At 73.0% G+C, this 13,709-nt stretch carries 11 protein-coding genes; 5 read left to right on the forward strand and 6 right to left on the reverse strand.

Translation table 11 applies throughout. The features are described 5' to 3' along the window. Positions 1 to 65: 65 nt before the first annotated feature. Positions 66 to 629: a DUF4232 domain-containing protein gene (locus tag IO30_RS41390; RefSeq protein WP_157853439.1), complete on the forward strand. Its 564-nt coding sequence runs from the start codon at positions 66 to 68 to the stop codon at positions 627 to 629. Here IO30_RS41390 and IO30_RS0134585 read toward each other — a convergent pair whose 3' ends face one another. The 3 genes from IO30_RS0134585 to IO30_RS0134595 all read right to left on the reverse strand — a co-directional run bounded on the left by IO30_RS0134585 (position 630) and on the right by IO30_RS0134595 (position 5,247). Then, a complete protein-coding gene (locus IO30_RS0134585; protein ID WP_031149754.1) occupies positions 630 to 3,074 on the reverse strand; it encodes an ABC transporter permease in 2,445 nt (814 codons plus the stop codon). Beyond that, positions 3,074 to 3,913 (reverse strand): ABC transporter ATP-binding protein, encoded by an 840-nt coding sequence (locus IO30_RS0134590; protein ID WP_031149756.1) that lies wholly within the window; start codon positions 3,911 to 3,913, stop codon positions 3,074 to 3,076. Before IO30_RS0134590 ends, IO30_RS0134585 begins: the two co-directional genes overlap by 1 nt. 191 nt (positions 3,914 to 4,104) lie before the next feature. Further along, a complete protein-coding gene (locus tag IO30_RS0134595; protein WP_031149758.1) occupies positions 4,105 to 5,247 on the reverse strand; it encodes a PP2C family protein-serine/threonine phosphatase in 1,143 nt (380 codons plus the stop codon). A 117-nt stretch (positions 5,248 to 5,364) separates the two neighbouring features. On the opposite strand from IO30_RS0134595, the gene IO30_RS0134600 reads away from it, so the two are divergent. Next, positions 5,365 to 6,615, forward strand: coding sequence for a GNAT family N-acetyltransferase (locus IO30_RS0134600; RefSeq protein WP_031149760.1), 1,251 nt, complete (start codon positions 5,365 to 5,367; stop codon positions 6,613 to 6,615). Positions 6,616 to 6,695: 80 nt separating this feature from the next. On the opposite strand, the gene IO30_RS0134605 is transcribed toward IO30_RS0134600, so the two are convergent. Together IO30_RS0134605 and IO30_RS0134610 are read right to left on the reverse strand one after the other, a co-directional pair. Then, entirely contained in the window at positions 6,696 to 7,505 is an 810-nt protein-coding gene (locus IO30_RS0134605; RefSeq protein ID WP_031149762.1) for an Fpg/Nei family DNA glycosylase, read from the reverse strand. Between the two features lie 71 nt (positions 7,506 to 7,576). Then, the gene (locus IO30_RS0134610) at positions 7,577 to 8,062 is read right to left on the reverse strand and encodes a ribose-5-phosphate isomerase (protein WP_031149764.1); all 486 of its coding nucleotides are present in this window, start codon (positions 8,060 to 8,062) and stop codon (positions 7,577 to 7,579) included. 219 nt (positions 8,063 to 8,281) lie between these two features. Between IO30_RS0134610 and IO30_RS0134615 the strand changes: the two genes are divergently transcribed. Further along, complete coding sequence (locus IO30_RS0134615; protein WP_031149766.1) at positions 8,282 to 9,715, forward strand: amino acid permease; 1,434 nt, start codon at positions 8,282 to 8,284, stop codon at positions 9,713 to 9,715. A gap of 77 nt (positions 9,716 to 9,792) precedes the next feature. Here IO30_RS0134615 and IO30_RS0134620 read toward each other — a convergent pair whose 3' ends face one another. Continuing rightward, on the reverse strand, positions 9,793 to 10,377 hold the full coding sequence (locus IO30_RS0134620) for a biotin transporter BioY (RefSeq protein ID WP_031149768.1): 585 nt from the start codon (positions 10,375 to 10,377) through the stop codon (positions 9,793 to 9,795). Between the two features lie 283 nt (positions 10,378 to 10,660). Between IO30_RS0134620 and IO30_RS0134625 the strand changes: the two genes are divergently transcribed. Further along, positions 10,661 to 12,091 (forward strand): amino acid permease, encoded by a 1,431-nt coding sequence (locus tag IO30_RS0134625; protein ID WP_037896044.1) that lies wholly within the window; start codon positions 10,661 to 10,663, stop codon positions 12,089 to 12,091. Positions 12,092 to 12,185: 94 nt separating this feature from the next. Continuing rightward, positions 12,186 to 13,601, forward strand: coding sequence for an amino acid permease (locus IO30_RS0134630; RefSeq protein WP_031149772.1), 1,416 nt, complete (start codon positions 12,186 to 12,188; stop codon positions 13,599 to 13,601). The last annotated feature ends 108 nt before the right edge of the window (positions 13,602 to 13,709 follow it).

The following is a 13,709-nucleotide window of genomic DNA, read 5'->3' on the forward strand; positions in this document are numbered from 1 at the left end:
GACTTGGGTGGGGGCGGGCGGGGTTCGGGGGCTTGGTGGTTCTGGGGGTGTTGACGGGGTGTGATGTGCCGCCCCCGCCGGAGGCCGCGCCCGGGCCCGTCGCGCGGGCGCCGCGGACCGTCGGCCCTGCTCCTGCCGCGTCCGGGCGGCCGTCGGCGGAGCCGTCGTGGCAGGAGTGCCCCGAGGGCGGGGTGCGGCTCGTGGAGGCGGACGGGGACGCCGCGATGGGGCTGCGGGTGGAGGGGTACCGGCTCGTCAACTGCGGTACGGGCGACTACGTGCTGGAGGGCTTCCCGGAGGTCCGGCTGCTCGACAAGGAGCGGCGTCCGGTGGAGGTGTCGGTCGGGCACGGTTCGGCGCCGATCACCTCCGAGGTCCCGGCCGTGGACGCCCCCGCCCGGCGGGTGGAGCTGAAGCCGGGGCAGGCCGCGTCGATGGCGCTGGTGTGGCGCAACCGGGTCACGGACGTGACCGTGCCCGCGGTGGAGGGCTGGGTGCTGGAGGTGACGCCGAAGCCGGGTGCTCCGCGCCTGGTGCTCCCGCTGACCCGGCCCGTCGACCTCGGCAACACCGGGCAGTTGGGGATCGGGCCGTGGCGGGAGCCGTCGCGGGAGCCGTCCAGGCCCTGATCAGGAGCGGGCCGGGTGCAGGGCGCGGCGGGCCGGGAGGCCGGTGGCGGCCAGGCCCAGCAGGAGCCCTGCGGCCACGAAGGACCCGTAGAGGACCGGGGGCACGTACGGGGCTTCGCCGGTCAGCGCCCGGGTCAGCGGGAACAGGGTGGCCAGGGCGATCGCGGAGCCGAGGGCGAGTCCCGCGCCGGTGATCAGCAGGGCCTCCCAGCGGAGCATCCGCAGGACCTGGCGGCGGGTGGAGCCGATGAGGCGCAGCATCTGCAGTTCGCGGCGGCGGTCCAGGACGGTCATCACCAGGGTGTTCGCGGCGGCGACGGCCGCGAAGCCGCCGAGGACGGCCGCCATGGTGGTGTTGGCCCAGGCGTTGAGCTCGCGGCCGGCGTCCTGGGCGGTGGTCCAGCCCTGCCGGTCGGTCACCGGGCCGAGGCCGGCGAGGGCCGCGAGGGCGGGCGGGTCGCCGCGGACCAGGAGTTCGGTGGGCGTCCCGGAGGTGGTGCGGCCGGCGAGGTCGGCGGCGGGGAGGGTGAGCTCGCCGAGGCCGAGGCCGCGGGTGTAGACGGCGACGATCTCGGGTGCGGCCGCGGTGCCGTCGGGCAGGTGCAGGTGCAGCCGGTCGCCGAGGCCCGCCTTCGCGGAGTCGGCGAGGGTGCGGTCGACGGCGACGGTGCCGGGGCGCAGGGCGGCGAGGCTGCCTTCGCGGACGCCGAGGTCCTGGACCTGTGCGAGGTCGGCGCCCGAGCCGGTGACGGCCTGGGCGGAGGCGCTCTGGAGCCAGCGGTCGGAGCCGGAGCCGAGGACGGCGACCACGGACGTACGGGTGACGGCCACGGCGGCGGTCGCTCCGGCGGGCAGGGGCCGGGTGGCGGCGTCGGAGGGCGGCGCGGTGACGATGCGGTCGGCCAGCAGCCCGCTCTCCTGTTGCAGGCGCGCGGCGCGGTCCTCGCTGGTGTGGAGGAAGACCAGGGTCGAGGAGAAGGCCATGGCGAGGACGATCGGGGTGATCGCGGAGGCGAGGCGGCGGGCGTGGGCCCGGGAGTTGGCGGCGGCCAGTGCGCCGGAGGGGCCGCCGCCCAGGCGCATGGGGAGTCCGAGGACGGTGGCGCAGGCGCGGGCGATCAGCGGTCCGAGGAGGGCCACGGCCAGCATGAAGAGCATGACGACGCCGAGGGAGGCGTCGGCGGCGTCGGCGCCGCTGCCGGTGGCGGCGAGAGCGGCGCAGGCGGCTCCGCCGGCCAGGGCGGCGAGGCCGAGGGGGGTACGGACCCAGCCGGGGCGGACGCGTTCCACCGCGGCGGCGGCGAGGGCCTGGCCGGGGCGGATGCGGGCGGGCCTGCGGGCGGCGGCCCAGCCGGCGAGCAGGGCGGTGGCGAGGCCGATGCCGACGGCGCTGAGCAGCGGGATCCAGGAGACGGAGAGTTCGACGGCGGCGGGGACGGCTCCCTTGGCCTTGAGTTGGCCGAACCACCAGGAGGCGAGGGCGTATCCGGGCAGGCAGCCGAGGGCTCCGGCGACGGGTGCGACGAGGAGGGCCTCGGTGGCGATGGTGCGGCGGATCTGGCGCGGGGTGGCTCCGACGGCGCGCAGCAGCGCGAACTCGCGGGAGCGCTGCCCGACGGAGAGGGCGACCGTCCCGGCGGCGGTGAAGACGGCGACGAGGGTGGCGGTGCCGCCGAAGGACCCGCCGAGGGCGGTGAGCAGTTCCTTGGCCCCGTGCAGCTGCGGGTCCAGGGCCCGGTCGTCCCCGGTGAGCACCTCGGCCCGGCCGGCGACGACGGCCTCGGCGGAGGCGGCGAGCCGCTCGGGCGAGACGGAGCCGGCGGGCCCGGTCTGCGGGAGGAGGGCTATGGCGTCCAGGGTGGTGGGGTGGCCCGAGAGGGTGCGGGCTTCGGGGTCGGAGAACCAGGTGCCCGGGGTTTCGGTGTGGCCCGTCACGCGGAACTCGCGCGGGCCGACGGGGGTGTCCAGGGTGACGCGGGCCTCGCCGCGGGCCGGGCCGCCGAGGACCACCTCGCCCGCGCCGGGTGCGCGGCCCGTACTGAGCTGCGTACCGGTGAAGGCGGTGGAGCCCCAGCCGCTCGCCTCGGAGGTGTTGCCCGCGGCGTCGCGCACGGGGAACACCACGTCGGGTACGGCGCGGCCCAGCGGGGCCAGTTGCTCCAGCAGGGCGGCGTCGACGCGGGCCCGTTCGGGGACCCGCGCCGAGACCTCGTAGGAGCCCTCGCCGCTGCCGGAGCGCAGGTGGATCTGCTGGTCGGCGGCGATGACGACGGGGACGGCGGCGTAGCGGGTGGGCGGGACGCCCGCGCGCAGCCCGCTCTCCAGGAGGATGCCGCAGGCGGAGACGATGGCGACGGTCATGAGCAGGGCGACGAAGGTCCCGGCGAACGCGGCGGGGCGCAGCCGTACCGCGGCGCGGGCGAGGCCGTTGGGGCGCAGGGACATCAGGCCGCCACCCCGGCGGAGGCGGAGGCGGGGGCCGCGGCGGGGCGGGTGGTGAGGGCGGCCATCCGGGCGGCCACGGCCGCGGCGGAGCTGCGGGGCAGCCGGTCCGCGATGAGCCCGTCGGCGAGGTAGAGGACCTGGTCGGCGTGGGAGGCGGCGACGGGGTCGTGGGTGACCATGACGACGGTGGCGTCCATCGAGTCGACGGCGTCGCGCAGGAGCGCGAGGACCTCGGCGGCGGTGGTGGTGTCGAGGGCGCCGGTGGGTTCGTCGGCGAAGACCACGTCGGGGCGGGTGACGAGCGCGCGGGCGATGGCGACGCGCTGCTGCTGTCCGCCGGAGAGTTCGGCGGGGCGGCGGCGGCCCTTGCCTTCGAGGCCGACCCGGGCGAGCAGGTCCGTGGCGCGGCCTTGGCCCCGGGAGGCGGCGCGGCCGCCGGCGAGCCGCATCGGGAGCAGCACGTTCTGCTCGACGGTGAGGGAGGGCAGCAGGTTGAAGGCCTGGAAGACGAAGCCGAGGCGGCTGCGGCGGAGTTCGGTGAGTTCGTTCTCGTTCATGCCGGTGATCTCGGTGCCGCCGAGGCGTACGGAGCCCTCGGTGGGCAGGTCGAGTCCGGCGGCGCACTGGAGGAAGGTGGACTTGCCGGAACCGGAGGGTCCCATGACGGCGGTGAAGCTGCCGCGCGGCAGGCTGAGGTCGATCCCGCGCAGGGCGTGCACGGTGGCGGCTCCGCGCCCGTACCGGCGCCGGACCCCGCTCAGTTCCACGGCCGCGGTGGTGTCGTACGCCTGCGCCGCCGGGGTCTCCTCGTGCCGCCGCCTGCTCCGCCGGAGCCCCATGGTGTGCCGCCTTCCGTGCTGTCGTCCGCTGTCGTGCGCCGTCCGCCGCGGTGGTGCGGTGACGGGTTCGACGCTACGGACCGGCAGGTGGGCGGGGACATGGCGGAAGCTGGCGGGTACGCGGTGGGGTAAACCCCACCAGGGGTGGCCCGCCTCCCGGTGGGGTCAGGGCGAGGGGTCAGGGCGAGGGGTCAGGGCGAGCGGCGGATGAGGAGCAGGGCGCGGTCGTCGTTGACGTCCTTGGCGACCTTCTCGATCAGGTGCCAGGCAGCGCCGTCCCAGCCGGAGGCCACGTAGCGGTCGGCTTCGCCGGTGAGGCGGTCGATGCCCTCGCTGATCTCGCGGTCGGCGGTCTCGACGAGGCCGTCGGTGAAGAGCATCAGGACGTCGCCGCGGCGCAGGTTGCCGCGGGCGGCGGTGAACTCGGCCCCGTCGTAGACGCCGAGGAGCGGTCCCTCGCCGGTCTTCTCCTGCCAGCGGCCGGTGCCCGCGGAGCGCTGGAGTGCGGGCAGGTGGCCCGCGGAGAGGAGTTCGTAGTCCCCGGTCTCCAGGTCGAGGACGAGGTGGATGGAGGTGGCGAAGCCCTCGTCCCAGTCCTGGCGGAGCAGGTAGCCGTTGGCGGCGGGCAGGAATCCGTGCGGTGGCAGGGCGCCGAGGAGCCCGCCGAAAGCGCCGGACAGCAGCAGGGCCCGGGAGCCTGCTTCCATGCCCTTGCCGGAGACGTCGGTCAGGACGATCTCCAGGGTGCGGCCGCCGTTCGTCCGGGCTGCGACCACGAAGTCGCCGGAGAAGGACTGGCCGCCGGCCGGGCGCAGGGCCATCTCGCGGTGCCAGCCGCGCGGCAGGGCGGGCAGCTTGCTCTGCACGCGGATGCGTTCGCGCAGGTCGAAGAGCATGGTGCCGCCGCGCCGCCAGGGCACGCCGACGCGGCTGCGGAACTGGGCGATGACCAGTCCGAAGAATCCGCAGGCCGCGACGACCAGGACGGTGCCGGGGGTGACGCGGGCCGGGCCCATCGTGTACGGGCCGAGGACGAGGGCCTCGACGATCAGTGCGGCCGCGGAGGCGGCGTAGAGGGCGAGGAGGCTCGCGGGGCGCAGCAGGAGTCCGCCGGCCACGATCGGCAGGACGAGCGCGGAGGGCGAGAACCAGACCGGCAGCATGAGGGTGCCGCAGGCGATGGCGGGGACGGTGAGGAGCAGTCCGCCGAACGCGATCCAGTCGGAGCCGTCGCCGCGGAAGTAGTCGACGGCTGATTTGCGCAGGGCGGTGCGGCCCCGGTGCGACAGCATGCGCATCCGGGCCATGAGGGATTCCACGCGTGCTCCGGCCATTGCATCGGGACCCTATCCATCCTGGCTGTGGATGCGCAGGGGTACCCCTGGACCTCGGGCACTTTGCCGCCCGAAAACCCTTCGACCGCGGTGGAATGCCCGGGTGAGGATGACCGCATGACTCTTGAGATGCGCGTTTTGCGACTGAACGAGTGGGATGCCTGGTTCGATCACCTGGAACTGGCGTTCGGTGGTGTGGCCGAGTCCCCTCAGGGGCGCGAACTGTTCCGGTCACTGACGGAGCCCGAGCGCTCCCTCGCTGTCTGGGACGGCGGGGACTGCGTGGGTTCCGCCTCGGCGTTCAGTTTCCGCCTCTCGGTGCCGGGCGGGGCGCTGGTGCCGGCGGCCGGGGTGACGATGGTGGGCGTCGCGCCGACGCACCGGCGCCGCGGGGTGCTCAGTTCGATGATGCGGCGTCAGCTGGACGACGTCCGCGAGCGGGGCGAGCCGCTCGCGGTGCTGACGGCCTCGGATCCGGCGATCTACGGGCGCTTCGGCTACGGCACGGCCACCTACGCCCTTTCCGTGGAGGTCGACACCACCCGCGTACGGCTGAGCGTGCCGCCGGGGACGGACGAGCTGCGGCTGCGGCTCGTGGACCCCGAGAAGGCGCTGCCCGACTGCGAGCGGGTGTACGCCGAGCTGGTCGGCCGGCGGCCGGGGATGCCGGCCCGGCAGCCGGGCTGGGAGCGGCAGGCCGTCACGGATCCGCCCGAGGACCGGGAGGGCGCCTCCCCGCTGAAGTGCGTGGTCGCCGAGCGGGCGGACGGGGAGCCGGCGGGGTACGCCCGCTACCGGGTGAAGCCGGACTGGGCCCCGTCCGGTTCGGAGGGGAAGGTCGTGGTCGAGGACCTGGACGCGCTGGATCCGGCGGCGACGGCCGCGCTGTGGCGCTACCTGTTCTCCATCGACCTGACATGGACCGTACGGGCCTCCAGGCGGCCGGTGGACGATCCGCTGCTGCACCTGGTCAGTGACGTGCGGCGGTCGCGGCCGGGATTCCGCGACTCGCTGCACGTACGGCTCGTGGACCTGCCGGCGGCGCTCACCGCCCGGACGTACGGGTCCCCGGTGGACGTGGTCCTGGAGGTGGAGGACGCCTTCTGCCCGTGGAACGCGGGGCGCTGGCGGCTGACCGCCGGGCCGGGGGCCAAAAGCGCGGCCGGGGAGGCCTCCTGCACGCGGACCGAGGACCCGGCGGAGCTGGCGCTGTCGGTACGGGAGCTGGGCGCGGCCTACCTGGGCGGGGTCGGCCTGAGTTCGCTGGCGGCGGCCGGCCGGGTGCGCGAGCTGCGCCCGGGCGCGCTGGCGCAGGCCTCGCGGGCCTTCGCGGGGGACGTGGCCCCCTGGCTGCCGCACGGCTTCTGAGGAGCGGCGGCGCAGGTCGGCCGCAGCCCCCTACGAGCGGGGCGCGGGTCAGCGGCGGTGCGGAACGGCCGCCGGGCCGCTCAGCGGGCCTGGCAGGCCGGGCACCAGAAGAGGTTGCGCGCGGCGAGTCCGGCGGTGCGGATCTCGCCCCCGCAGATGTGGCAGGGCAGGTTCGCCCGGCGGTAGACGTACACCTCGCCGCCGTGGTCGTCCACCCGCGGCGGGCGGCCCATGGCCTCGGGCAGGTGCTCGTCGCGGACGGTGTCGATGCGGTTGTTCCGGACGCCCTCGCGCATCAGGGCGGCCAGGTCGAGCCACATGGCGTCCCATTCGGCGCGGACGAGGTCCTTGCCGAGCCGGTACGGGTCGATGCCGTGCCGGAAGAGGACCTCGGCGCGGTAGACGTTGCCGACGCCCGCCACGACCTTCTGGTCCATGAGCAGGGCGGCGACCGTGGTGCGGGAGCGGGAGATCCGGGCCCAGGCCCGGCCGGGGTCGTCGTCCGGGCGCAGCGGGTCGGGGCCGAGGCGCTCGTGCACCGCCCGCTTCTCCTCGTCGGTGATCCACGCGCAGGTGGTCGGGCCGCGCAGGTCGGAGTAGTGGGCTTCGTTGGCCAGGCGCAGCCGGACGGTGTCCGTGGGCGGCGGGGCCGGGGCGGCGGCGAGCGCGTACTTGCCGAAGAGACCGAGGTGGATGTGGATCCAGCCGCTCTCCCGGAAGCCGAGGAAGAGGTGCTTGCCGTGGGCGTCGACGGAGTCCAGGACCCGCCCGTCGAGCAGGGCGGCGCTCTCGGCGAACCGGCCCTGGGGGCTGCTGACGGCGGCCTCCTGCCCGGCGAACCGGTGGAGGTGGTCCTCGGCGAGGCGGTGGATCGTATGCCCCTCGGGCACGGCTGTTCTCCTCGGAAATCAAAAAACGGCCGTGCCCCGGGGGGGGTCCCCGGGGGCACGGCCGGACGGAATCAGCCCTGCGGGTGGTGGGCGGGGATCGGGGGGAGCTCGCCGGTCTGCTCGTAGGCCGAGAGCATCTCGATGCGGCGGGTGTGGCGCTCCTCGCCGGAGTACGGGGTCGCCAGGAAGGCCTCGATGAAGGAGACGGCCTCGTCCTGGGTGTGCATGCGGCCGCCGACGGAGATCACGTTGGCGTTGTTGTGCTCGCGGCCGAGCTTCGCGGTCTCCACGCTCCAGGCGAGGATGGCGCGGACGCCCTTGACCTTGTTCGCGGCGATCTGCTCCCCGTTGCCGGAGCCGCCGATCACGATGCCGAGACTGTCGGCGTCGTCGGCGGTCTTCTGCGCGGCGCGCAGGCAGAACGGCGGGTAGTCGTCCACGGCGTCGTAGATGTGGGGCCCGCAGTCGACGGGCTCGTGGCCGTTGTTCTTGAGCCAGTCCACGAGGTGGTTCTTGAGCTCAAAGCCTGCATGGTCGGATCCGAGGTACACGCGCATGGGTCGAGTGTGGCACGAGGGCGCCCGTGGGCCCGCAGCGGGTGTCGTGTAAATCACTTCTAAAGCTCAAGTAAACCCAAAGAACGCAGATGGGACACCGCAGGACCAAGGTCCTGGACGTTCGTCCGTACGCAACGATCCGGATTGAGGTCTTCCGTCCTGCGTTCATCTCAGGTTTGAATGCCGGGGCTCGCAACCCGAGAACCTAAGGATCCGTCCATGAGCTCCACGACGACCCTTCAGAAGGCAGGCGACCCCACCGGTAACCCCGGTGACGGTCAGCCTTCCGACGGTCTGAAGGCCGGTCTCAAGAACCGCCACCTGTCCATGATCGCCATTGGCGGTGTCATCGGCGCCGGTCTCTTCGTCGGTTCCGGCGGCGGCATCGCCAAGGCCGGCCCCGCCATCCTCGTCTCGTACGCACTCGTCGGCGCGATGGTCGTCTTCGTGATGCGGATGCTCGGCGAGATGGCTGCCGCCAGCCCGAACTCCGGGTCCTTCTCCGCCTACGCCGACCGGGCGCTCGGCCGCTGGGCCGGCTTCTCCATCGGCTGGCTCTACTGGTTCTTCTGGGTCGTCGTGCTCGCCGTGGAGGCCACCGCCGGAGCGGTGATCCTCGAAGGCTGGGTCCCGGCCGTCCCGCAGTGGGCCTGGGCGCTCATCGTGATGGCGGTCCTGACCGTCACCAACCTCGGCTCGGTCGCCTCGTACGGCGAGTTCGAGTTCTGGTTCGCGGGCATCAAGGTCGTCGCCATCGGCGCGTTCGTCGTCATCGGCATGCTGGCCGTCTTCGGCGTGCTGCCGGGCTCGGACAACCCCGGCGCGGGCTTCGCCCACCTCACCGACACCGGCGGGTTCATGCCCAACGGCTGGGGCTCGATCCTCACCGGTGTGCTGATGGTCGTCTTCTCCTTCATGGGCTCCGAGATCGTCACGCTGGCCGCCGGCGAGTCCGAGGACCCGCGCCGCGCGGTCACCAAGGCCACCAACTCGGTGATCTGGCGCATCGGCATCTTCTACCTCGGCTCGATCTTCATCGTGCTGACCCTGCTGCCGTGGAACGACCAGTCGATCGTCGACAAGGGCTCCTACGTCGCCGCCCTGGACTCCATCGGCATCGCGCACGCCGGCCAGATCATGAACGTGATCGTCCTGACGGCCGTGCTGTCCTGCCTGAACTCCGGCCTCTACACGGCCTCGCGCATGGCCTTCTCCCTCGGTGAGCGCGGCGACGCGCCCAAGGCCTTCGCCAAGGTCAACAAGAAGGGCGTCCCGACGGCCGCGATCCTGGGCTCCGTGGTGTTCGGCTTCGTCGCCGTCTACTTCAACTACGCCTTCAAGGACACCGTCTTCAGCTTCCTGCTGAACTCCTCGGGCGCCATCGCGCTCTTCGTGTGGCTGGTCATCTGCCTGACCCAGCTGCGGATGCGCAAGATCCTGGTCCGCGAGGCGCCGGAGAAGCTCACCGTCAAGATGTGGCTCTTCCCGTACCTGACCTGGGCCACTGCTGCGATGATCACCTTCGTTCTGGGCTACATGGTCTACGACAAGGACAACCGCCAGGTCGTCCTGCTGTCCCTGCTGGTGGCGGCCGTCGTGCTGGCCATCGGCGTGGTGCGCGACATGCGCCGCAAGGCCGCGGCCCGCGTCTGAACCGCCCGCCCGTGAACGGCAGCAGCCCCCGGACCACCGCTCGCGGTCCGGGGGCTGCTGTGCTCGGGTACGCGGGCTCAGCCCCGGCGGCCGGCCAGCTTCCAGGCGGCCGGCAGCGCGCCCATGGCCAGGGCGGCCTTGATCGCGTCGCCGATCAGGAACGGGACCAGGCCGGCCGCGACGGCCGCGCCCAGGGACATCCCCGTGACGGCCATCAGGTACGGCACGCCCACCGCGTAGATCACGGCGGAGCCCAGCACCATGGTGCCCGCGGTCCGCAGGACCGAGCGGTCGGCGCCGCGCTGCGCGAGGGCTCCGGCGACGGTGGCGGCGAGCAGCATGCCGAGCACGTAGCCGAAGGAGGCGCCGCCCGCACCGGAGGTGCCGTTCGCGAACCACGGCAGGCCGGCCGAGCCGAGGAGGGCGTACAGGGCCAGCGCGAGGAAGCCGCGGCGGGCGCCGAAGGCGGTTCCGACGAGCAGCGCCGCGAAGGTCTGGCCGGTGACCGGGACCGGGGAGCCCGGAACGGGCACGGCGATCTGCGCGGCCAGACCGGTCAGCGCGGCTCCGCCGGCGACGAGCGCGATGTCGCGGACGCGGCTCGCGGGCAGCAGGTCGGCGAGGACGGCGCCGGGCCGGAAGGAGACGGAAGCGGTGCTCATCGAAGGCTCCGGGGGGTGGTGGTGACGGGACGATCACCGACGTTAGTCCGCGGTCCGCCGCCTCCCCACAGTTGCCCGGCACAAAGGCATACTCCCCGGTTTGGTGGGGACCGGACAAAGACCCCCGCCCCGACCGCGACAGCGTGATGCGCGTCACGGGGAAGATCCGACAGCACGTCCGTTTTGCACGGAAGGCCGCTACCCAGTGAGACTGTAGGGTCCCGCCAATCCTGATGCGGAGCCCCCACCGCCGCTGGGCCGAACGAGAGTACGAGCGCCCCTCATGCCCAACCGCCAGCCAGAAGCTTCTCCCTTGACGTCCGACCTGCCCGAGGAGCCACTGAGCCACGGTCTCAAGCAGCGCCACCTGACCATGCTGGGCCTCGGCGGCGTCATCGGCGCCGGGCTCTTCGTCGGCTCGGGCGCCGGCATCGGCATCGCCGGTCCCGCGATCATCTGCTCGTACCTGCTCGCGGGCGTCCTCGCGATGCTGGTCATGCGGGCGCTCGGCGAGATGTCCGCCGCGATGCCCGCCTCCGGTTCCTTCTCCGTGTACGCGGAGAAGGCGCTGGGCCGCTGGGCCGGTTTCACCGCGGGCTGGCTGTACTGGTTCCTGCTGGTCGTGGTGCTCGCCGTGGAGGCCACCGGCGCCGCCAAGATCGCCAACGGCTGGCTGCCCTCGGTCGACCAGTGGGTCTGGGTGCTGATCTTCATGGTGGTCTTCACCGTGAGCAACCTGGCCGCCGTGAAGAACTTCGGCGAGTTCGAGTTCTGGTTCGCCGCCCTCAAGGTGGGCGCGATCGTGCTCTTCCTGATCCTGGGCACCCTGGCGGTCTTCGGCCTGCTCCCCGACACCGATCCGGTGGGCCTGACCAACCTGACGGGCCAGGGCGGCTTCTTCCCGGCGGGCATCGGCGGGGTCGTCGCCGGCATGCTCGCGGTCGTCTTCGCCTTCGGCGGCCTGGAGGTCGTCACCATCGCGGCCGCGGAATCGCAGGACCCGGCCCGCTCCGTGGCCCGCGCCGTGCGCAGCGCGGTGTGGCGCATCCTCTTCTTCTACGTCGGCTCGATGCTGGTCATCGTCACCCTGCTGCCGTGGGACTCGCTGGAGCCGGGCGAGAGCCCGTACGTGGCCGTGCTGGACTCCATCGGCATCCCGGGAGCCGGCCAGATCATGAACATCGTGGTGTTCGTGGCCCTGCTGTCGGCGCTCAACGCGAACCTGTACGGGTCCTCGCGCATCGTGTTCTCGCTGGCCGAGCGCCGTGAGGCGCCCCAGGCGCTGCTGAAGGTCTCGGGCGGCGGGGTGCCGCGCCGGGCGGTCTTCGCGTCGGTCGCCTTCGGCTTCGTGTCGGTGGTGCTGAACCTGCTGTGGCCGGACACGATCTTCCTCTACATGCTGAACGCGGTCGGGGCGGTGCTGCTCTTCGTGTGGGCGCTGATCGCCGTCTCGCAGCTGAAGCTGCGCCGGGTCATCGAGCGGGAGATGCCGGAGCGGCTGACGCTGCCGATGTGGCTGTTCCCGTACCTCACCTGGACGGCGCTGATCGGGATGGCGACGGTGCTGGTCCTGATGCTGTTCGACGACTCCGCGCGGCCGCAGCTGCTGTGGTCCACCGGCGCGGCAGCGCTGGTCCTCGCGGTGGCGGGGCTGCGCGAACTGCGGGAGCGCCGCAGCGGGAAGCAGGGGCAGGGCACGACCCCGGCCCCCTGACGTCGGGGAGGGGTGCGATCACGATCCGTGAAGAGCGCGTCCGAATACCGGACGCAAAACGTCCGACTATCGGACGATGGAGAGACTGGCCCGCATGAGCCAGAGCACGATCGCACCCCACCAGCAGCAGGCACCGCCGCCCGGCGGCACCGGTTCCCCCCTCGGGAACGGCCTCAAGCAGCGCCACCTCTCGATGATCGCCCTCGGCGGGGTCATCGGCGCCGGGCTCTTCGTGGGCTCCGGGGCCGGGATCGCGGCCGCGGGCCCCTCGATCGTGCTCGCCTACGCGGCGTCCGGGCTGCTCGTGATGTTCGTGATGCGGATGCTCGGCGAGATGTCCGCCGCGAACCCCGCCTCCGGCTCCTTCTCGGTGCACGCGGAGCGGGCCGTCGGCCCCTGGGCCGGGTTCACGGCGGGCTGGATGTTCTGGACCCTGCTGTGCGTGGGCGTGGCGATCGAGGCCATCGGCGCGGCGCACATCATGACGGGCTGGTTCCCGGGCACCCCCTCGTGGATGTGGGTGCTGGTCTTCATGGCGGTGTTCTGCGGGTCCAACCTGGGCGCCGTCTCGCGCTTCGGCGAGTTCGAGTTCTGGTTCGCCGCCCTCAAGATCGGCGCCATCGCGCTCTTCCTGGGCCTGGGCGTCCTGGCCCTCATGGGGCTGCTGCCCGGCACCTCCTCCCCCGGCACGGCCAACCTGCTGCACGACGGCGGCTTCCTGCCCAAGGGCGTGGACGGCCTGCTGGTCGGACTGCTGGCCTCGGTCGTCGCGTACGGCGGCCTGGAGACGGTGACCATCGCGGCCGCCGAGTCCGACAACCCCGTCCAGGGCGTGGCCAAGGCCGTGCGCACCACGATGTGGCGGATCGCGATCGTCTACGTCGGCTCCATGCTGGTCATCGTCACCCTGCTGCCGTGGAACGACCCGGCGGTCACGGAGGACGGCCCCTACGCCGCGACCCTGGACCACCTCGGCATCCCGGCGGCCGGCGAGATCATGAACGTGGTCATCCTGATCGCCCTGCTGTCGGCCATGAACGCCAACATCTACGGCTCCTCGCGGATGGCCTACTCCCTCGTCGCCCGCGGCCAGGGCCCCAAGGCCCTGGGCAAGGTCACGCGCGGGGTCCCGCGCCGCGCGGTGCTCGCCTCCTCCGGCTTCGGCTTCGTGACCGTGCTGCTGTCGTACTGGTACCCGGACACCCTGTTCGCCTGGCTGCTGAACATGGTCGGCGGGGTCATCCTCGTCGTCTGGGGCTTCATCGCCGTCTCGCAGTTCGTGCTGCGCCGGCGCACCGAGCGCGAGGCCCCCGGGAAGCTGGTCGTGAAGATGTGGGGCTTCCCGTACCTGACCTGGGTGGCGCTGGCCGGGGTCGGCGGCGTCCTGGCGTTGATGGCCCTGGACGAGGACACCCGCGTCCAGGTCCTGTTCACCGGCGGCCTGACCATCGCCCTCGCGGTCACGGGCTACGTGATGCAGCGCCGGGCGGCGGCGCGCCCGAAGGTCTGAGCCCGCGTCAGTCCAGCTTCCCGGAGGCCGGGTCCGTGCGATCGCACGGACCCGGCCTCCGTCGTTCCGTAGGGCGCCACAAGAGAGGTGACCCTTACATGCACAGGG

The organism is Streptomyces xanthophaeus (assembly GCF_000725805.1).
GTDB lineage: Bacteria > Actinomycetota > Actinomycetes > Streptomycetales > Streptomycetaceae > Streptomyces > Streptomyces xanthophaeus.